The 19,148-nt window shown below is 70.5% G+C and carries 16 protein-coding genes and 1 pseudogene; 12 read left to right on the plus strand and 5 right to left on the minus strand.

The window, feature by feature from the left end:
• The first annotated feature begins 1,513 nt into the window (after nucleotides 1–1,513).
• On the plus strand, nucleotides 1,514–1,720 hold the full coding sequence (locus tag ACWDNY_RS15670; RefSeq protein ID WP_451646294.1) for a hypothetical protein: 207 nt from the start codon (nucleotides 1,514–1,516) through the stop codon (nucleotides 1,718–1,720).
• A gap of 362 nt (nucleotides 1,721–2,082) precedes the next feature.
• Complete coding sequence (locus ACWDNY_RS15675; RefSeq protein ID WP_451646295.1) at nucleotides 2,083–2,334, plus strand: hypothetical protein; 252 nt, start codon at nucleotides 2,083–2,085, stop codon at nucleotides 2,332–2,334.
• 730 nt (nucleotides 2,335–3,064) lie between these two features.
• On the opposite strand, the gene ACWDNY_RS15680 is transcribed toward ACWDNY_RS15675, so the two are convergent.
• Nucleotides 3,065–3,331: a hypothetical protein gene (locus ACWDNY_RS15680; protein WP_451646296.1), complete on the minus strand. Its 267-nt coding sequence runs from the start codon at nucleotides 3,329–3,331 to the stop codon at nucleotides 3,065–3,067.
• 167 nt (nucleotides 3,332–3,498) lie between these two features.
• Between ACWDNY_RS15680 and ACWDNY_RS15685 the strand changes: the two genes are divergently transcribed.
• Complete coding sequence (locus ACWDNY_RS15685) at nucleotides 3,499–4,665, plus strand: hypothetical protein (RefSeq protein ID WP_451646297.1); 1,167 nt, start codon at nucleotides 3,499–3,501, stop codon at nucleotides 4,663–4,665.
• 34 nt (nucleotides 4,666–4,699) lie between these two features.
• Nucleotides 4,700–4,909 (plus strand): annotated as a pseudogene (locus ACWDNY_RS15690) (hypothetical protein); the annotation flags it as partial.
• Between the two features lie 871 nt (nucleotides 4,910–5,780).
• On the opposite strand, the gene ACWDNY_RS15695 reads toward ACWDNY_RS15690, so the two are convergent.
• A complete protein-coding gene (locus tag ACWDNY_RS15695; protein WP_451646298.1) occupies nucleotides 5,781–5,927 on the minus strand; it encodes a hypothetical protein in 147 nt (48 codons plus the stop codon).
• A 1,120-nt stretch (nucleotides 5,928–7,047) separates the two neighbouring features.
• Here ACWDNY_RS15695 and ACWDNY_RS15700 point away from each other — a divergent pair.
• From ACWDNY_RS15700 to ACWDNY_RS15720, 5 genes are all read left to right on the plus strand, one after another.
• Nucleotides 7,048–7,371, plus strand: coding sequence for a hypothetical protein (locus ACWDNY_RS15700; protein ID WP_451646299.1), 324 nt, complete (start codon nucleotides 7,048–7,050; stop codon nucleotides 7,369–7,371).
• 10 nt (nucleotides 7,372–7,381) lie between these two features.
• A complete protein-coding gene (locus tag ACWDNY_RS15705; protein ID WP_451646300.1) occupies nucleotides 7,382–8,242 on the plus strand; it encodes a helix-turn-helix domain-containing protein in 861 nt (286 codons plus the stop codon).
• Nucleotides 8,243–8,444: 202 nt separating this feature from the next.
• Nucleotides 8,445–8,759 carry a hypothetical protein gene (locus ACWDNY_RS15710; protein WP_451646301.1) on the plus strand — a complete coding sequence of 105 codons (315 nt, stop codon included), beginning with the start codon at nucleotides 8,445–8,447 and terminating at the stop codon, nucleotides 8,757–8,759.
• On the plus strand, nucleotides 8,756–9,370 hold the full coding sequence (locus tag ACWDNY_RS15715; RefSeq protein ID WP_451646302.1) for an RNA polymerase sigma factor: 615 nt from the start codon (nucleotides 8,756–8,758) through the stop codon (nucleotides 9,368–9,370). Before ACWDNY_RS15710 ends, ACWDNY_RS15715 begins: the two co-directional genes overlap by 4 nt.
• Complete coding sequence (locus ACWDNY_RS15720; protein ID WP_451646303.1) at nucleotides 9,367–10,671, plus strand: DivIVA domain-containing protein; 1,305 nt, start codon at nucleotides 9,367–9,369, stop codon at nucleotides 10,669–10,671. Before ACWDNY_RS15715 ends, ACWDNY_RS15720 begins: the two co-directional genes overlap by 4 nt.
• 238 nt (nucleotides 10,672–10,909) lie before the next feature.
• On the opposite strand, the gene ACWDNY_RS15725 is transcribed toward ACWDNY_RS15720, so the two are convergent.
• Complete coding sequence (locus ACWDNY_RS15725; RefSeq protein ID WP_451646304.1) at nucleotides 10,910–11,575, minus strand: AlbA family DNA-binding domain-containing protein; 666 nt, start codon at nucleotides 11,573–11,575, stop codon at nucleotides 10,910–10,912.
• Nucleotides 11,576–12,032: 457 nt separating this feature from the next.
• On the opposite strand from ACWDNY_RS15725, the gene ACWDNY_RS15730 reads away from it, so the two are divergent.
• The 3 genes from ACWDNY_RS15730 (at nucleotide 12,033) to ACWDNY_RS15740 (ending at nucleotide 14,222) form a co-directional block, all read left to right on the plus strand.
• On the plus strand, nucleotides 12,033–12,305 hold the full coding sequence (locus tag ACWDNY_RS15730) for a hypothetical protein (protein ID WP_451646305.1): 273 nt from the start codon (nucleotides 12,033–12,035) through the stop codon (nucleotides 12,303–12,305).
• A 138-nt stretch (nucleotides 12,306–12,443) separates the two neighbouring features.
• Nucleotides 12,444–13,703 (plus strand): WD40 repeat domain-containing protein, encoded by a 1,260-nt coding sequence (locus ACWDNY_RS15735; RefSeq protein ID WP_451646306.1) that lies wholly within the window; start codon nucleotides 12,444–12,446, stop codon nucleotides 13,701–13,703.
• Nucleotides 13,704–13,880: 177 nt separating this feature from the next.
• Complete coding sequence (locus tag ACWDNY_RS15740) at nucleotides 13,881–14,222, plus strand: hypothetical protein (RefSeq protein WP_451646307.1); 342 nt, start codon at nucleotides 13,881–13,883, stop codon at nucleotides 14,220–14,222.
• Between the two features lie 95 nt (nucleotides 14,223–14,317).
• On the opposite strand, the gene ACWDNY_RS15745 is transcribed toward ACWDNY_RS15740, so the two are convergent.
• Together ACWDNY_RS15745 and ACWDNY_RS15750 are read right to left on the minus strand one after the other, a co-directional pair.
• Nucleotides 14,318–14,704, minus strand: coding sequence for a hypothetical protein (locus ACWDNY_RS15745; protein WP_451646308.1), 387 nt, complete (start codon nucleotides 14,702–14,704; stop codon nucleotides 14,318–14,320).
• 562 nt (nucleotides 14,705–15,266) lie between these two features.
• The gene (locus ACWDNY_RS15750) at nucleotides 15,267–19,049 is read right to left on the minus strand and encodes an nSTAND1 domain-containing NTPase (RefSeq protein ID WP_451646309.1); all 3,783 of its coding nucleotides are present in this window, start codon (nucleotides 19,047–19,049) and stop codon (nucleotides 15,267–15,269) included.
• Nucleotides 19,050–19,148 lie beyond the last annotated feature (99 nt).

Below are 19,148 nucleotides of genomic sequence, written 5' to 3' on the forward strand. Positions count from 1 at the left end.
GGGCTGCGCCCGGAGCAAGCGAACACCCGTGCTGCGCACGGGTGTTGCGCCCCCGCTCCGCGTGAGCGCCGGCGGGTGGCTGCGCCACCCGTACAACCGTGGTGCTGCGCACCACGGTTGATGGTCCGTTCGCTGCGCTCCCGGACCAGGCTTCCGCTTCGCCCGGCCTGGCCGGCGGGTCCGCTGCGCTCCCCCGCCTGGCGGTCCTTCCGGCTGCGCCCCCAGGACCGTTGGGCCCGCTGGCGCGGGCCGGGCTGGCTACGAAAAGGGGCGTGGTGGGTCCCGTTCGCGGGCGGCTGGCTACTGGGTGGGGTGTTCCCCTTCGCGCAGAAGTTTTGGTCAATCCGGACCGTCACCGCCTGGGGTCCCGGCTGCTGGTGCTGCTTGCGCACAGGGCGCGGCTTCGGACGGTCGCAGGGGTGAGGCCGGCTCCTGGCAGCGAGTTGTCGTAAGTGAGCGGGCCCTCACGTCAGTTCGTTTCCTTCGGAAAGGTTGTCAGCGAGATGGATCTTCTTCACGGGCTCGTGCTCATCGTCCAAGCTCTCATCGTCGGTCCGGGTGTGGGCCCGGATGTCCTGTGCCAGGCGGGGCGCGCGCTGTTGAGCGCTGTCGAGCTTCGCAGGGTCCAGCCCCGAGAAGCCTGCGGGCCGCAGACGGGCTCCCTTTCCGAAGCGGAAGGGGCTTCCTCGCGCCAGTGACGGCTGTCTGGTGGCCCGGGCCCGACCCGCCCGGGCCACCAGGGCGCGGCCGCTCTCCGGGCCGCTGGTGGCCGGCGACCCTGCGGACTGCTGGGCGCAGTCGCGGGGCGGGGCGGGCGGACGTGTTGCGGCTGCCGATGCGGGCGCGGGGTCCAGTGGCGCTGCTGTGAGGCGGGGTGGCGGCTGGCTGTGGCGGCTGGTCAGGGGCCCGGCACGGTCGTAGGGAACCTGCTGGTCGTCCGCCAGGTGCCGGTCCTGGCTCGCCTGGTCGGGACAGTCGCCCAGGGCGTGGTCATCACCCTCGTGGGTGGGCGCCGATGACGACAGCAGGCGCTGTGCTCAGGCCTGTTGGCCGCTGACGATATGGAGTGCTGTGCCCGATGACCGCTCGTTCGTCCGCCTGGTGGTTCTGTGCCTCATCGCAGCCTGTATCGCGGGCGCGCTCCTCTTCGGTCGCGGGGTGCCGGGCGAGCTGCGGAAAGTGGCGTGTTGAGCGCTGCGCAGGACGGCCTGGACGGCGGCGCAGGAGGCCCTGGATGCCTGGCCTGCTCCGACAGCCATCCTCCCGGCAGCCGGTGCGGCCGCGGCCTGAGGCGGCCCTGACGAAGCAGCAGGTCTGTCTGCGCTCCCGCCGGCCCCCGGGGCCGGAGACGGGGCGGTGACGCGCCCTGCGAGCCGCACGCGGCCCGGGGCCGAACCTGCCGCCCACGTCCTCACGCCTGCCGGCAGGTGGTCGAGACTGCCCGGCTCACCGCCGGACGCACCCTCATACGTAGGAGGCCAGCCACGGGGCTGGCCCCAGAAAGGACTTCGCGTTGTACCTCTTCGAGCTCCTGGCCCGCCTCCTCCTCGCCGTGATGCCCGAGACGGAGACAGCCTGGTCCCTCCTCGTCAAGGGCGCCTCCTGGATCTTGGAGAAGACCGCCGGCGCTCTCCTTGACAGCGCCATCAAGACGCGCGTCGAGGCCTGGCGGCAGCGGCGCCGCCAAGCGCCGCCCGAGAACACCGACAACCAGCAGTAGCGACACCGCTGGCGCACTGCTGGGCGGGTGGCCAGGTCGCCCCTGGCCACCCGCCCAGCCTGGCAGGGTCCCGGCGTGCGCACCGGGCGGGCACGCGGAGGGCGCCAGGGCGCAGCCGAGAGCCGGGGAGGAACGGGCCGGGGGCGAGGCCTGGACGGCGGGGCGGAGCGGAGGCGGGTTGAGTGTGCCCGGGTGCTGCGGGCCGACAACCTCAGGAGGAGAGCCTGCCCGTCGCCCGCCCGGCGCCGGTCCGCCAGGGAGCTGGTCGAGCGTGCCGCCCCGGGCACCGCCGTCACGGTAGGCACTGGCGCTCAAAGCACCAGCAGGCGCTGTCCGTAGTCCCGTTGCGTAGAGGAGACCCGTTGCGCGCACCTTCGTCCCCCTTCCCCCGCCCCCTTCTTGGCTGCCTGCTGCTGTTGGCCTGCGTCGCCGCCGTCTACCTCTTTCACGCGATGCCGGAGGCGGAACTGCGCGAGGCCATCGGGTGGGTCGTGCGCAAGGCCGCCGGGCTCGCCGCCCGCGCGGTAGCCGAGGACTACGCACGGTCCTGGCTGCGGGACCGGTTCGGCAGCTCTGTCGGTGGTGATGCCGGCCGCGACCTGCCACGCCACTGACGAAGCAGCGGGGCCCTCACCGGGCCCCGCTCCCGGTCGGAGGCACGCACGTGCCTCCGACCGGGACACTTCGGTCGCCAGGCGAACCGCGGGCCCCCGGGCCGGAGGCCACGACGGCCCCGGGGGGTCCGGCCGGGAGGCGGTCGAGCGTGCGCGGCTCTCCCCCGGCGGCACGGTCACTGTGAGCCTCGCCGACGCGCGGCGAGCTCGCACAAAGGGCTCCGATGAACGTCCTCCTCGCACTCGTCCTGGCCGTTCACTCCCTCCCCTACGAGGGCGCACCGCACCTGGGGACTCAGCGATTTATCCCAAAAGACACAGTAAGCGCTTTCTATCACTAAGCCCGCACACCTGCCCACGACCGGCGCAAGACAGCGGGGACACTTGGAGGACGATGTCCGGCGCCGGGGGCCGAGGGCCAGGGAGCGCCAGTGGCGCGACCCGCCGCCTCCGAAGCCTCCGAAGCCTCCGAGACGCCCGCACGCATGCGCACATTTCGCGTACCGATCGCGTGCGGGAGGCATGCCCGCTGCTGGAATAGGGCGTCGTCTCCGAGCAGAGCATCCCACCGAACCAGCGGTGTTGCCCGACGCGGATGTGCCCGGCACCAGTGAGCAGTCGGCGGACATGGTTGCGGACGATCACGTCTTCCCACAGTCGGCGTCCGAGCCGCCTGCTCGGTGCGAAGGGGGCGTCGGCCTGTGCGGGCAGCGTTCTCGTGCGCGTGCTGTCAGCTTCGCGGGGTGTACCAGGGCACCAGGCGCAGCACGAGGTCGAGGGTGGTGCGGGCGGCCGTGCGGGTGGTGGCGGTGGGGGCGAAGGCCGCGGCGAGGACGAGCGTGGCGGTAAGAGCGCCCAGCACGGCCGCGAGGACGGCCAGGAGGCGCACCAGGTGGCCGGGGCGGTCCAAGCCGGCCGTGATGGCGTCGGTCAGGAGCACGGCGGTGAGGGCGGTGGCCGCCTGGGTACGGACGCGGGAACGGGGGCGAGGGGTCATGGCCGGGCTGGTTCCTTGGAGTTGACGTGCTGCCGGTGCTGGTTGAAGACCAGTGAGCCAGAGACGGAACCCGCGAAAAAAGGGCACCTCTCGGGGTTCTAAAAGCACTTCTCGGGGTTCTAATGGCGGGCATGACACGAGGAGCTGCGAGCCCGGCGGATCAACGGGTGATCCGTGCACTTGCCGCGCGGGATCTGACGGTGACGGCGAGCCAGCTGGAGAGCTGGCGGCGGACGGGGCTGCTGCCCCGGCACCGGCGCCGGGGGCTCGGGCAGGGCCGGGGATCGGTCGTCGACGCGGTCGATCCGCTGGTGGTGGAGACCGCGGCGGCGCTGGCCCGGCATCTACGGCAGGGACGTGACCGGCGGCTGGCCGTGCTGGAGTGGTTCGCCGAGGCCGGCACGCCGCCAGCGCCCCCGGGAACGCTGGCGGCGCCGGCGGCGCCGGGGGCGGTCCTGGTACCGGAGCCGCCGGTGGCCGCCGTGCGTGAGGCCCTGGTGTGGGTGCTGCAGCGCTCGGCGTCGCAGCGGCTGGTGGAGTTCGCGCGCAGCGCGGCCGGGGCGGGCGAGGAGGGGCAGGACGCGCTGTACGCGGCCGCCGGCCGGCTCATGGGGCTGTACCGCGGGGCGGCGCACCCCGCACTGATGCGCGCGGCGCTCGAAGCCGGCGAGGACGTACCGGCCGAGGCGCAGGGGCCCGACTCCAGGAGCATGGTGCATCTGGTCGCCGCGATCGGCTTCGGAGCGCAGGAGGTCGGGGCGGATGCACTGGCCGAGTCGTTGGCCGCGCTCGGCATGTTCGGGATGACGGTCGAGGACTGGGCGCGGGCGCTCGGTGCGGCGGAGCGCGGTGAGGGGCCGCCGGTGGACTGGGGGCTGCTTCAGCAGAACGCGGACATGGTGGCTCGGGTGCAGCGGGCGAGCGATGAGGAGCTGGTGCGGGCACGGGAGGTACTGGTCGGCCTGCGCTGCTTCTACGGGCTGTACCTCCTGCACGGACTGCTCCTGCCGGACACCCCGGCCCAGGCCGCGCTGCGGCAGCGGATCGACGAATGGGGCATGTTCCCGTTCCTGGACCACGTCATCGCCATCAACCCCTCCCCCAGGCAGTTCGCCGAGTCCCTGGCGCTCTTCCTCGAGCCGTTCTTCGACAACCTGTACGAGGTGCTCATGGAGCAGCTCACGGCCGACCCGGACATCTTCCGTCTCCCCGGCGACGACACCGGCCCGGCCGCCTTCATGGAGGCATGGACCCACACCCTGCACGAGTCGCGAGACGCAAGGCGGGCGGTAAGGGGCGGCGCGCACCACGACCCTGGTGAAGGGCGTTGGTAACCCGGATGACGTGATCTCGCGGCAGCCTGGGTGACTGCTGCGCCTGTTGGTGGTGCAGCAAGGCCGGTGGGAGCGATCAGGGCGGGTGGTTCCTCCCGCTCAGGAGCGTCCGCAACGCGGCGGCCGGCGTCGGCGAGGGGACCACGAGGTGCTGGCCGTGATCATCTCCGTGGCCGCCTTCGGATGTACGCGGCATCAGCTGCCGTCGGGCTTCGGGGTGTCGCGAATGAGTGGGTTCCGACGGCGATAGGACCATTCGGGCGCGCGCTGGGGTGTAGCCGGCGCGCTGACCGGGCTGGCTGCCTCCCCCATCGCCGCCGGCGCGGTCTTCCTCCGGCTGTCACCGTGCCGGTGACGCGGTGGCGACTGGTGGACCGCCGCCCCACTCTACAGGACCAACTGTCTCGCGTCTCCGCAGGTCAGAGGGGGTGCGGCGCATTTTTGGGCAGGCCGAAATCGTATGAACCTGTGGCCGTTGCTGCCCCGGAAAACGACTCGGTGAGCGTTTTCGGGTCTGTCGACCCGTGGTACCGACGGACCCGGAAGAGCATGCTTCGCACGACCGCCCAAGCCTCATTGTCAGCCAGGCACGGGCGGTGGACGCCTCATCGCGTAGGGGGACTTGGCGTTCCTGACGCTGCGTCCGGTTGTGGCAGGAACGCCAGTGGCCTGCCGCGTGCATCCAGCAGGCAACCTGCTTCTGAGCAGGCGTGACGCCGGGCGGTCCTGGCTGCGGTGACGGACCGGCGGCGCCTGGAAGAGGTGCGGTTTGGCACCGGGACAGCAACCGTCGCAAACCTGTCTGCCCTAATCATTATTGCTCAGCCCAAATTAGTGGCGACGCGCGTGCAGCGAAGATTTTCCCGACCGACGTTATATTTCGACAGCCGGACCAATTTATAATCGCCGAGCAAAGTAAACGGCCCCGGTTCAAATATTCGGGGAGTGCAGGTTGGTTGCCAATTAGATTTGGTGTCGTGCTAATGTAGCGGTCAGCAGTCCACACATGGGTGTGGGCCTCGCACCCAGCAAACGTGCACGAGGCCCACCCGGCACGACGTGGACTAAGGGCCCATCCCGTTCCCGCGGGATGGGTCCTGCCACTTCTTCGCAGCTCAGTCCGTCAGTTCGTCCATCACACGTAGCGCGTAGTAGACGACCCGCAGGACAGTGGCCACGGGCCGCATGCGGGCGAAGGCCCGCCAGATGCGGCGAAGCAGCTTGGTCCTCGCCGGCCTGCCCTGGTGAGCAGGCTCGGACATGCGTCATTACCTCCCTTCTGGTATCCAGACCGCCAATCAGCGGTGACCCGTCAGGGAAGGATCACATTACCGCAGTCCCGCAGTCGGGCAGTTCACTCGGCGAGCTCGCGGGTGGCCTCTCTCTAAGAAGTCTTAGTGAGTTACCGGGGTTCTCGGGTCGCGGAGTGCCTATTCGAGGTCCTGATTTTCTGCAGGGTTTTCTATAGAGTTGCTGGTCAGCGGCTCAGGACGATCGATGGCATCCGGGCGGCCTGGCACTCTCCCCCTCGCGGCAAGTGACGTGGGTCACAGTTCCTTGATGTCGCTGCGGAGCGCCCGGTCCGCCCGCGGGTGCGGCGCACCCGGGAGGTGACAGCACCCCGCGCAGGGACGGCCGCTGCCCAGCGCGCCGCTGGGTGGAGGCAGGGAGCCTCGTGGTGGGTGCCAGGGCACGTGGCATGAGGTCGGGGAGAGCCGGACTGTGGTGCGGGCGGTGGCGGTTGGAGCGGGGCGTCGCCGTCGGTGCAAGCGCGGGCGGCCCTGGTGCGGAGCGGCGACGGGCGGACGGTGCGCGGTGAGCAGCGCAGGCTGTTCCCCGCTCCGGCTCTCCCGGCGGGTGCCCTGTGCCGGGCGTGGGGCATGCGCGTCGGTCCGGCACCCGGGTGGGGTGCCGGACCGATGTGTCGGCGGACGCGGGTCCAACGCGCCTGCCAGGGTTCCGGGACGGGTTCGGGCTTGCGACCAGGTGCCGTCAGGAAGACACCGGCGAACTCGCCGTTGGTGCCGTGCTGTCCACTACCGTCCTGGTGGCGGGGCCGAGACCGCAAGTCGGCCGGAACAGATGGTGAGCCGCGCCAGCGACGGGGCGCCGGCAGCTCGCCTGGTGGCACGCCGGTATTGGCGCCTCGGCCGGGCTGCGGATTGGATCGCGGAGCGGGGAACAGCCGTGGGGCCACAACTTCCCATAAAGCACAAAGTGGACTCGCGGTGCGGCGGGGTGACGGCCGTGCATGGAAGGCTTGTGCCGCGCAGCCCGACGATCGGCAGGGTCCAACTGCCCACGGGCGGCGCAGTCTTGCGACCAGCACCCGGGCCCCGGCGTCTCGCCGAGGGCCCCCGTCAGGACGGAGTCCTGCTCACCATGAGCGACACCTTCACCGCCCGCCCGGCCGCGTCTGCGGCCGGCCCGGCTGCACCCTGCTCGTGCATCCACCCCGCCGCGGCCGACGACGCCGAACCGGCCCCCGCCGAGAAGCGGTTGGGGCCCACGCACGCGCTGATCCTGCTGTTGTCCGTCCTGGTGCTGGGCAGCGGCCTGTTCCTCGCCGGCACCCCGTTGGAAACCGTCTTCACGCTGCTGGGCGGCCTGGGCGCGATCGGCGCGGCCACCCTGGCCGCGCCCGGCGGCGGCCGCCGCCTGCTCACCGTCCTCGCCGAAAGCGCCGTACGCGGCGCGGGCAAGTAGGCGGCCCGGCATGACCCGTGTCCCCGCCGACACCGGCAAGCGCCCCTACGCTCATCTCGCCGAGCATCTGACCGCCCTGCGGCGCACCGCACGGCTGCCCCAGCGCGCCCTGGCCCAGGCTGCCAGCATCTCCCGCGGCGCCGTCCAGCGCGCGGAGTCCGGTACCGCCGCCCCCACCCCGGCCGTCCTCGCCGCCTACGTCCGCGCCTGCCGAGGCCGTGAGGAAGACCTCGACAGGGCCAGCCTCCTGCTTGCCCGCGGCCGCACCGCCCAGCGCGACCGGCTCCGTCGTGTCAAGGCCCCGCACCCGACCCTCATTCGCACCGCTGACGACCTCGGCGCCGCTCTCGCCGCCGCCTACGAACAAGCCGGCGCCCCGCCTCTACGAAGCCTCAACCGGCGGGACCAGGCACGGCTACCGCTCACCACGGCCTCGCGGATCGTCAACCGCAAGTCCCTGCCTACCACCGTCGGGCAGATGGTGACGTTCCTGACCGCCTGCAAGGTCCCCCCGGCCCATCAGCGCCCTTACATCGACGCCTACCACCGCATCACCCGCAGCCGTCGGGCACGCCCCGCACCCCCGCGCGCCCGGCGCACCTCACAACGCGTCTATCCGGGCACCCTGACCCACTACGACACCGCCGCGCTCGCCGCCGGGCTCAAAACCTTCGCCGCCGCGATCGGCCGCATGGACGTCCGCCCCGAAAAGTTCACACCCGGCGTCGAGGCAGCCCTCGCCGTGTCCCGATCACTCGACCAGGAAGCCCACCGCAACGGAAGATCCCTGCCTGAACACCTCGCCGCCGGCCTGGAAAGCGTCGCCAGGGCACTCCCCCGCTACCGCCCACCGGCCTCCTCCACCAGCTGACCTACCGACTTCCGGCCCTCGACGACGAGACGGGGGGCCTGGAGGCGAGCCGTGCGTTGACGCACATCGGACAACAGGCGGGGGTGCAGATGGTGGGGCTCGTGAACGGCCCGGTTAAAAAATCTTGGAGTCTCCGGTACCCGTCATGGGCTGCTCGTTCGATGAACACGGTGGAAGGTCACGGGAGTCGAGGAACGGGGCGGTGCAGGAGATGCAGCAGATGCTGGTGCCCGAGGGGGTGATGACCCTCTTGGTCACGGCGGTGGTCATCGCGGCGCGCGAGTGGAGACGGGTACAACTGGCCCGGGAGAAGCGGCGCGAGCGTGAGCAGGAGCTGCTGGCCGAGATGGTGGCCGAGGTCGCCGAGGGCGGCCAGGGAGTCCAGGTGCACCGCGGCGGGACCGGGGTGTGGTCGCTGACAGGCACCGGGTCCGCCGGTGCGCCACGCCGGGAAGTGTCCGCCGGGCGCGGGGCGCGGGTGGACGGGCGCGCGGTCGCGGCAAGGCGGCGCCGGTGACCGTGCAGGACCACTCAGGAGCCGGGCTCGGCCAGGAGGCGGCCGAGCCCTGCAGCGAGATCACCGGCATCCCGGAGATCGACGAGGCGGCGCTCGCCGCCTTCTACGAAGCGCACGTGGACGGAGTGCTGCGGTTCCTGGCCCGCGCGGCCGGCAGCCGGGACGACGGCGAGGAGATCCTCGGCCAGGTCTTCGAGGAGTTCTTCGCCTGGTGGCCGCACAACCCCGAGCATCCCAATCCAGTGGCGACGCTGTATCGGATCGCCCGCTGCCGCTGGAGCGATCATCGCCGCCGCAGCGGGCGGGTCCTGACCGTCGAGGCCAACGACCTCATCGACCTCGCGGACGTCGTCCAGCACGTCGACCTCGGCACGGACGTCGCCCATCGCGTCGATCTCAGCATGGTGCTGACCAGGCTCGACGAGCGCGAGCGGCACGCTCTGCAGCTGCGGTACGAAGCCGATCTGCCGGTGAAGGAATGCGCCGAGATCCTGGGGGTCGGCATCGACAACATGAAGAAGATCCTGAAGACGGCGTTGCGCAAGCTGCGGCAGTCACTGCGGGTGGACGGCTATGAAACCGCCGGGACGGCGAAGGAGGGGCACCAGTGAACTTCGGACAGGACCACGATGGTGAGCGGCACGAGCCACTCCGCCTCAGCCCGGTCGAGAAGGCGGACGGCTTCGCCGCCGTGATGGGGCGGCTTAAGGGCCGTACCGTGCAGGAGCAGGCCCGCCTGCGGGCGCAGGCGGATGCTGCGGTGCTGGGACATGAGGCGTATGCACTGGGCCACGACTACCGCAGGCGCGGCAACTACGTCGCCGCCAAGCGGTGGCTGCGTGTTGCTGCCGACCACAGTGTCCCTGGCGCCGAGGAGGCCCTCGAGGAGATCGACGCCGTCACCCCGGCCGCCCCGGCCACAGCCGCCGATCCGGCCGGCAGTGCTCCCGGCACGGTCATCCCGTCGTCCTCCCTCGCCCACGAGCCCTTCGGGACGTGGGCCACGGTCGTGGACTCCCTGGACGTAGCCGCTTGCGCCCAGGCGCAGGCGAGGCGGATCACCGAACAGGCCCGGCGCACGGCCGAGGGCCTGCTCGCCGAGACACGGCGGACGATCCGACGCGAACGGGCGCAGGCCATGGGGCGCCTTGAGAAGGCGCGCCGTACGGTGGCGAAGCTGCTCTGCGAGGCCGAGCAGGTCCAGCAGGAGACCTGGGGGATCCGGGAGGAGGCCCGCAGGCAAGCCGAAGCTCTCCTGGAGGAGGCACGCGACCAGGCGCAGCAGATCGTCGACGAAGCCCGGGTCCAAGCCGATCAGACCAGGACAGCGACGCAGCAGCACAGCATCGGGATGCCCAGTGAGGCACTGCCCGCGACGGCCGCAGACCAGGATGCAGTCAGCGCCGCGTACCAGCGTCTGTACACGAACTTCGAGACGGCGCATAAGGTCGCGCTAGCCCGGTTCGACAGCGAGGTGCCTTCTTGGCGTCTTGGTCCGCTTGCGCCCACGCAGACACTTCCGATCACGGGGGTGCTGAGTGCCGTGCGGGGGGTCTGCCTCATGCAGTCCGCAGTGAGGCAGTTTCCGGACGCTCCGCGTACTGCCTCCAGCAGCGCTTCTGCTTCCTCCGCGCATCCAGTTATCGGGCACGAACCCGTCGTTCAGAGCCCGTTCGCGGCCACCTGGCGCGAGGTGGCACGACGGGTACGGCTGCGTCTACTGCGGTGCGAGGACGAGTGGCAGGGAGAACCGGGCATCACGATCCATGTCGTGAGTGCGCTTGATTTCATCGCTACGGATAGCAGCGTGGAGGACATCCTGAAGGCGTGCAGCGTGGAGGACGTCCTAGAAGCGGAGGGGACGAGTCGTGCAGCAGAGGCTCAGCCCTTGCCAGAGACGAGCGGGCAGTGAGCTTCCGGCAAGCCGTCGCCCGTCTGCCGCGGACGGCGGGGCGCGACGGCGGCGAGCAGGTCCCCGGCCAGCCGGGGAACCTGGCTCGCTCGCGAGGAGCTCCGAGTCGGCGGGGCAGCCATCAGGGTGCGCCGTACCGGACCGGCGTCATGGTTCTCACGGGGCGGTGAACCGGCTGAGGGATGAGAGCGTACATATCGCGTACGAATCACGCCTGTAGGCCGTACGTGCCCAGGTGTCACAGCAGCGGGCGTTCAGGGCGGGCCAGGGCGCCGAAGTAGGCGGCTGGCTCGATGTGCTGGGCGGACACCGTCTCCTGGACGTGGGCGAGCAGGTGGTGTGCTTCGTCCTCAGCGCGCTGGGCGCGGGTGAAACGGTCGCGGTAGGCGCGTTCGAGTTGGTGTTCGGCCATCCAGGCGGTGTGGTCGCGGTCGCGGTAAGGGGCGACGGCGGCCTGCTGGTCCTTGTCCCGGGCGGCGGTGCCGTAGACGAGGTGGGGGGCCATGGGGCTGGCCGGGACGTCGGCCACGAGCACGCTGGTGGCGCCGTCGGCCGAGGTGAGGACCGTGAAGGTGAGGTCGGGCAGGTAGGGGTGGACGTGGTTGCGGACCCACTGGGCGTACTGCTCGGCATTCGCCTTTTCCGGGTCAATGCCGACCAGCTCGCACGTGGTGTCCCGCACTCCGAAGATGATCACCCCGCCGCGGGTGTTGGCCATCGCGGTGATGTCCTTGGCCAGTTCGTTCCAGCGGCCCTCGCGCGGGGGCTGGGGAAGCTGTTCCTTCCAGTCCAGGTCGTCGGACTCCGCCAGCCGGTCGGCAGCAGCCTTGGCGACCATGCCGAAGTCCAGGGGGCCGGGCGCAGCGCCGAGGTGCTCATGCAGTCGTGTCCAGGAACGGGCCATGCCCGGCACCCTGGGGCGTGGCACTGACAACGCCGGCCGGTCGAGGGAGAGGTACGACCTCCCTGGCTCGCCGCCGGGCGTGGGCTGTTGCGGACCGGCCGGCCCGGATGGAGGTGGCGAGTTGTTCGTGTTCTGGATCCGCGGTGACCGGCAGGGCGTTACGGGCCGGGCGGTCTCGAGGGGTGTGCTGAGGGGGCTACCGTCTCAAGGGTGCCCAATTGGATAAAGAGACGGAATGCCGTGTCCGAACCGCGTTGACCTGCGGTGATGGACGATGGAGACCTCGGACGACGACGGTACGTCCGTGTGGACACAGGTGTCGGAATGCGTGTGATCGGCCTGGCCCGCCGGGCCGGTCAGATGCCACGATCGAGGCCTCGCCAAGGCCTGCGGGCACCTCACCCACAACGGCCGTGCGGCGAGCTCCATCTGTCCCGTCATCAGTTCGAGGAGCATCATGTTCGTCTTCTCCGCCCGCCTGGCCACGGCCGGTGCGGTCGCCGCGGTGGCCGCCGAGTGCGGCATCGCCTACCCGCTCGCCGACCGTCTCCCGGCCGGCGACACCGTCGTCATCGTCATCGTCGTCCTTGCCGTCACCGCGCTGGCCGCGACCGGCCACGAAGTACCCGCGGCGCTGGGGATGCTGGCGGCCGCGGCCGCCGGCCGGCTCGCGCGTGCCCGGCCGGGGCTGCACCTGGACCTGCGCCGCGCGTTCGGCGGGGTGCTCTGAGATGGCCGGCCGACCGCTCAGCCCCATCCCGGCCAGCGCACCCCCCGAGCTGCGGGCTCTCGTCCAGCGGCTGCGCGCCGCCAAGGAGACCTCGGGCAAGACCTTCGAGGCACTCGCCAAGGAGAGTGGGGTCTCGGGGTGGACAAGGACCCCTCCCACGTGGCCATGGACTCGCTTCCCGGGATGAGGGCGCCCACGCTGTTGACGTTCTCACCAGGCGCCGGCGAGCGTCTGGCGTCGGCCAGTGGCAGCACCGTGGCACTCTGGGACCTGGGCAAGGCAGGGCCCACCCTGCACAGGTACGGCGCAAAGATCGTCGACGGGGCGACGGCCGAAAACCCGCCGCCTCTCTCCGTGAGCAGGAACGGGCAGGTGGCTTGGAGCCAGGAAACCAACGAGAAGTCCCCGTTCACGCTGCACCTCTGGGCCGGGGGCAAGGACGTTCCGAGCAACGAGAAGGAGATGTTGTACGACGACGTTGCCCTCAGCCCGGACGGCAGCACCCTGTACGCCGTGTCGCAAACCGAACTGGCGATGTGGAAGAAGACCCCTGGGGCGCTGCGCAAAACCGCGGCCGTCCCTCTGCCCGAGAACAGCGACACCTTGGGATGGAACCGGGTCGCCTACAGACAGGACGGCCGAGCCGTGGTCCTGACCACGGACGGAGCCGTACTGACCTTTGACCCCAGAGCCGGCAACCTGTCCACGGCTCTTCCGCGTACCGCACCCCGTCTGTCGGACGACGACCGGAAGAAAATCGGCCTCACCGAATACACGATGGCCCTGAGCGAACACGGCGCCCTCGCAGCCATCGCCTCGGGCAAAGGCCCCGTCCGTGTCTACGACGTGCCCTCGGGCCGCCTGCTCCACCAACTTGACCTCGGCGACGGAACCGTGGACGCGCTGGCCCTCTCCGAGAAGAACCGCAGCCTGTACGCGGAAGTCGACGGTCGCACGCTGACCAGGTGGGACACCCGGACGGGGGCATTGCAGTGGCGGTCGGACGGGTCCGGCGGGAGCGGTCTCGCGGTGGACTCGGACGGCCGCTGGGTGGCCACACTGTCGGGAGACGGCACGGTCTGGCTGTGGGACGCCAGGACCGGTGACCGGCTGGCGGACATGGTCCTCCCGGCCCCGGACTTCTCCTGGTCCGGCACCGGAGGCACGGGCGCGCAGAGCCGCCTCGCCTTCTCGCCCGACGGGAAGCATCTGTGGTCGACCACCGAAGGCGGCGAGGTGTTGTCCTGGGACACATCGGTCGACTCCTGGATCGCGACGCTATGCAAGCGGGTGGGCCGCAGCCTCACCGCAACGGAGCGCGCCCGCTACCTGACCGCCGTCTCCCGCTCCCACACCGCGTGCGGCACGTATCCAGCCCGGACGACGGACACACCCTGAACGTGCGGGCGCGACAAACGTAGTGAGGCGCCGTCGCCCGCCCCTCAGCCCAGGACCGGCAGCAGCCGCGGCAGGTGGCCGTCCGAGGCCGCCGCCGCTTGCCTGCCGGGGACGGCGCACCGGCACTGTCATACACCGTGACCGCCTGAGCCGCTCAGGCTCGGTGCGGCGATCGGCATGATGATGACCGAGCGCGGCATGGTCGCCCCGGCCGCCGGCGGCAGCGCCCTCGCGCAGTTCGACGACATCCTCCCCGCGGCCGCGCCGCAGCCCGCCGGTCACGTCCAGGCCGTGGCCCTCGACGCGGACACCGGCCGCCTGGACGACGCACCCGCGTACGGCACGAAACTGCCCCGGAGCGCGGCGAAGCTGGTCGCAGCCGCCAACGAGAAGGTACGCCGCACGAACATCCCCACGCTACACGTCCTGGCACCCGCCCCCATGAAAGCCGACCCCGACACGGCGACCGCCGACCCGACTCCGCCCCCTCCACGCTGGACCGTACGGGAGCCGTCATGAGCACCCCGCAAACAGGCAGCGAGCAGGAGCGCGGCCGACGGCCGGAGGCCCCCGACGCCTGCGCGTGGGGGGCCTCCGCTCATCCGGTACGTCCGTCAGTTGCGGGTCCATCCCCCAGGGCCGACCCAGACGGTCTGCCCGCTGCGCGTCGGCACGACGTCATAGCGGGCCACGGCCTGGTAGTAACCGCCGGTGGGCCGCTTGCAGAACAGGTTGCCGATGATGGTGTTCCGCTGGCCGAGAGCCACCTTTCCGTACACCAGGTCATCACCCATGTCCCAGTTGGTGCTCCAGTAGTCCGTGTATGCCTGGATGCCCTTGACAGTGGCGTTCGGGCAGTTCCCGAGCCACTTCGGGAAGGAGATGTACACCCAGCCGTAGCTGGCTGCCTGCGCAGTCCCCTCAGTGGCGGCCACACCGCTGAAGGCCAGCCCGAGCACCGACAGCACAACGGACAACCTCTTGAGTCCTGTCTTCACCATGCACCCGCCCCAACTTGCCGATGTTCGTCATTTTCGAGCCGCGTGGAACAGATCACGGCCCTGAACCGATCATGCATGCGTGAGGGGACAGCACAGGAGCTGCGGGTCATTCCATACGCAGCCGTGATGATCGGTTCTATTTGTCCTCACACCGGCACGCTTTCTCGTACCTGTGTTCGCAAGGAGTTCGAGAGCGCCAATGGGGCAGCCGGTTCGGGCCGGCGTCCCGGGCGGCGATGGCTGACCACGCCTGCGTGCCCGGCTTGCTCATCCCTTCGCGCCCCAGGCGGTGGAAGGCCGTGGCCCGGCACAGCTTCGCACTGCTCATGCTCATGGTCCCCAACCACGTCATGGACCGGCGCATGGGCCTGACGCCGGAGGACCTGACGCCGGAGGAGCGGCGGGACTTCCGGCTGCTGTACGGCGATCCGTGGCGGATGCTGCAGGACCTGCATGGCCACGCCCAGCTGGAGACCACGAAGCACATCAATCTCGCTCCCGTCGCGGACCTGCACAGGAATATGAACAACCCGTCGTCAGCGTGGCAGCTGGTCCTGGCACGTCAGGGACTGTGCGTCAACGCCGGACGGCACCCGCACATGTCCGTGTCTCTGCCACCACTGAGCTGGGGCAGGTACACCGACCGTTCCCGCGTGGTGAGGTCGCGGTGGACGGCCCGGCAGATATTCCTGATTGCTTTGGACAGGTCGAGCGGGGACACGTCCCACAGACGCACGGCTCGGCCAGAGCGATCAGGGCTGTCGTTTGTGGCCGCCAGGGTGTGTCCGTCGGGGCTGAAGGTGACCGAGGCGACACTCGTGGGAGTGGTGAGAGTCGCCTGAGGCTGGCCGGTCGTGGTATCCCACAGACGCACGGTGCCGTCGTTGCTGCCGGTGGCGAGGGTGTGTCCGTCAGGGTGGAACGCCACTGATGTCACCCTGTTCTGATGGCCGATAAGGGTGGTCTGGAGTTGACCGGTGGCGGCATTCCACAGCTTCACGGTGTTGCCTGGACTTGCGGTGGCCACGGTGGAGCCGTCCGGGCTCAAAGCCGACGCTCCTGCGCCGCCGTTGATGAGGACGGTGCGCACACGCTGTGTGGTCATGTTCCAGATGCGTACCGTGCCGTCATGGCCGCTGACAGCCAGGGTGTGTCCGGACTGGCTGAAGGCTCCCGATGCCACTCCGTCGGTGGTGCCGAGGATGGTGTGAGTGCGGCCGGTGGCCACGTCCCGCAGCCGCACGCTTTCCAGGAGCTGATCTGTGGCGCTGGGGCGCTTCCGGATGAGGTCTGTGGTGACCAGGGTGCGGCCGTCAGGGCCGAACACCACTGCCCCCGTGTGGCCGTCACGGCCACTGAGCACGGTCCGTAAGTGGCGGGTGGCCACGTCCCACAGGCGCAGCGTGCCCTCGCTACTGGCGATGCCCAGGGTGCGGCCGCCCGGGCCGAACGCGAGCAGCGCTACATCGTGATGAGTGGCGATGGCCGCGTATGAGTGGCCAGTGGCCGTGTCCCACATCCTTACGGTGCCGTCGTAGCTACCGGTGGCCAAGGTGTGGCCGTCCGGACTGAACGCCGCCGACAAGACGATTCCGGTTCGGCCTAGGGTGAGGCGTGGCTGGAGGGTGCTCACATCCCATAGCCTTACGGTGCCGTCGTAGCTGCCGGTGGCCAGGGTGCGGCCGTCCGGGGTGAAGGCCAGGGACACCATCCAGTCGGTGCGTCCAGGCAGGGTGAGGCGGGTACGGCCGGTGGTCGCGTCCGACAGACGCACGGTGCGGTCGTCGCTCGCAGTCGCCAGGGTGCGGCCGTCCGGGCTGAAGGCCATTGCCCTGACCGCATCGGCGTGGCCTGTGAGTGTGGCACGGGTGCGGCCGGTGGCCACGTCCCGCAGGCCAACAGTGCCATCGACGGTGCTGCCGATGGCGAAGGCGCGGCCGTCCGGGCTGAAGGTCACCGGTCCCCCGCCTGCGTTGATTTCGGGGAGCGTCAGATGCAGTTGGCCGGTGGCTGTGGCCCACAGGCGTACCGTGCCCTGCTCGCTTGTCGTGGCCACGGTGCGGCCGTCCTGGCTGAAGGCGACGGACGCCGTGACGTCGGGGGCGGTGAGGGGGGTGCGGGTGCGGCCGGTGGCCACCTCCCGCAGGCTTATGGTGCGGCCGTCGCTCGTGGTGGCAAGGGTGTGTCCGTCCGGGCTGAAGGCCACAGACGCCTTGCTGTCGGGATGCCCGTTGGTATCCCGTTCACCGGGGCCATTGCCTGCGGTGTGCCACTGCCGCACCGGGTGACCGGTGGCTGCGTTCCACAGGCGCACGGTGCGGTCATCGCTCGCAGTCGCCAGGAGGCTGCTGTCTGGACTGAAGGCAACCGAGTCGACGCCGTCATGATGCCCGGCAAGGATGTTCCGGGTGCGGCCGGTGGCCGGGTCCCACAGGCGCACCGTGTGGTCGTCGCTCGCGGTGGCCAGGGTCTGCCCGTTGGGGCTGAAGGTCAGTGCCGACACCCACGCCGAGTGGCCGGTGAGGCGACGTATGAGAGGGGAAGCGGCAGCGGCGTACAGACTGGTCGTTGCCTCCTTGGTGGGGCTAGTCCGGTAGGCCTGGATGGCCAGCAGCGAGCTCAGTTCGGGGTCTGTACCCATGAGGCCAGTCGATTGCGCGGCAAGCTGCCGGGACAGGGCCACATGTCGGGCAGCCTCAGCGGCATCCCGCCGCTGCTCGCTGACCCGGCTCTGATTCAAGGCGATCCCACTCGCGGTCAGCGCGAGGACCAGCAGCACGGACAGGGCCGCGGCGAATGAGCGCAGGCGCCGCGTGGTGCGCGCTGCGGACATTTCAGCTTCGTCACGCGCATCGGCACTGGCGGCGAGGAAGGCGACTTCCAATGCGGTGAGGTCCGGCTGGCGGGCAGGACCGAAGACGTCCTGGGCTGCGGCCAAGCGCGTGCCACGGTACAAGGCGCCCGGGTCACGATCGAGATCGTTCCAGGTGCGGGCGGCTTCGGTGAGTTGGCGGTGAAGGCGCAGTTGCTCGCGGGCATCGTCGATCCACTGCCGCAGCCGCGGCCAGGCGGTGATGAGGGCTTCGTGGGCGAGATCGGCGGTGTCGTGGTTGAGCGTGATCAGGCGGGCGCGGGCCAAGCAGTCGAGGACAACGGCCGTGTCTGTGGAGCTATCGAACTCGAGCTCCGTGCGAGGAGCAGGACGTCGGGTGTCGGGGGTGCCCTCACCCGGGGTAACCAGCCGCAGCAGGATCCGACGGGTGAGGTCGGCCTGTTCCGGGGTGAGGCGGGCATAGGCCTCCTCCGCGGTGTGGGCGATCGCCCCGTGCAGGCCGCCGGCCGCCTCGTAGGCCTCGACCGTCAGGGCACGGCCTCTGCGGCGGCGCCACGTCTCCAGCAGGGCGTGTGACATCAACGGCAACGCGCCGGGCTGGTCCTCGACCTCGTCCAGGAGACGGGCGGTCAGGACGCGTTCGACGATCAGCCCGGCAGCTTGGGCCGGCTTGACGATGGAGTCGCGCAGTTCCTCCCGGCTCATCGGGCCGGCCAGCACGGTCGCATCCTGCAGCGCGGCGGTCAGCCGGGGATGTGTGGCGCAGCGGCCGAGGAAGTCAGCGCGTACTGCGATCACAACGCGTAGTCGGCTCGCCGGCTCAGTGGAAGTCAGTAGGTGGCCGATGAACCGGTCGCGTTCACCGGCGTCCGTGCACAGGGTGTACAGCTCTTCGAACTGGTCCACGATCAGCCACGTGTCGCCGTCCCCGTCGGCCGGCACCAGGCGCTGGGCGTGGGTGCGCATCGGGTGCTCGCCCGGGGTGAGCACGCGCAGGGCGGCCGGCCGCGGCCCGGCCTGGTCAGTGGTTCGGAGGCGGGGGATGAGGCCGGCCCGCAGCAGTGAGGATTTGCCCGAACCTGAAGGGCCGAAGACGGCGGTGAAGCGGCGGGAGCAGGCCTGCTGGAACAGGCGCTCCGTGAGTCCGTCGCGGCCGAAGAACAAATCTGCATCTGTGGGCTCGAAGCGGGTCAGGCCCCGGTACGGGGGCTCGGCGTCCTCGTCGCCGGGCCGGGGTTCGGCCGCCGCTTCCGCGGCCGCCTCCCGCCACCGCGCCTCCCATTCCGTCTCATCGCCGTCACAGGCACGCACGTAGGCCAGCACGACGGGCAGGGTCGGCAGCCTCTCCCCCGCGGCCGCCTGCGAGAGCGTGCTCGCCCCCTGCCCCGCGCGCTGCGCCATCACCCGGTAGGTCGGGCTCCCGGCTTCTGCACGGAGTTTGCGTAACTCGAACGCCAGCCGCTGCACCGGACCCGCGCTCGGATCGAGCGGACTCTCCGGACGTCCCGCCATCGACATCACCCCCTGCGCCGCTTCCCCCGTGGACGCAGCGCTGTGGTCGGTGAAACTACGCGCACCCGTGAGGCCACGGCAAGCACAGGCGGACTTCCT

It is taken from the genome of Streptomyces sp. NPDC003697, from assembly GCF_053587115.1.

Excerpts from the sequence above, each read along its gene's own strand:
- ACWDNY_RS15680 (WP_451646296.1), bottom strand. The coding sequence starts at position 3,331 with ATGACCCCTCGCCCCCGTTCCCGCGTCCGTACCCAGGCGGCCACCGCC.
- ACWDNY_RS15695 (WP_451646298.1), bottom strand. The coding sequence starts at position 5,927 with ATGTCCGAGCCTGCTCACCAGGGCAGGCCGGCGAGGACCAAGCTGCTT.
- ACWDNY_RS15700 (WP_451646299.1), top strand. The coding sequence starts at position 7,048 with ATGAGCGACACCTTCACCGCCCGCCCGGCCGCGTCTGCGGCCGGCCCG.
- ACWDNY_RS15705 (WP_451646300.1), top strand. The coding sequence starts at position 7,382 with ATGACCCGTGTCCCCGCCGACACCGGCAAGCGCCCCTACGCTCATCTC.
- ACWDNY_RS15725 (WP_451646304.1), bottom strand. The coding sequence starts at position 11,575 with ATGGCCCGTTCCTGGACACGACTGCATGAGCACCTCGGCGCTGCGCCC.
- ACWDNY_RS15730 (WP_451646305.1), top strand. The coding sequence starts at position 12,033 with ATGTTCGTCTTCTCCGCCCGCCTGGCCACGGCCGGTGCGGTCGCCGCG.
- ACWDNY_RS15740 (WP_451646307.1), top strand. The coding sequence starts at position 13,881 with ATGATGATGACCGAGCGCGGCATGGTCGCCCCGGCCGCCGGCGGCAGC.
- ACWDNY_RS15745 (WP_451646308.1), bottom strand. The coding sequence starts at position 14,704 with ATGGTGAAGACAGGACTCAAGAGGTTGTCCGTTGTGCTGTCGGTGCTC.
- ACWDNY_RS15750 (WP_451646309.1), bottom strand. The coding sequence starts at position 19,049 with ATGGCGGGACGTCCGGAGAGTCCGCTCGATCCGAGCGCGGGTCCGGTG.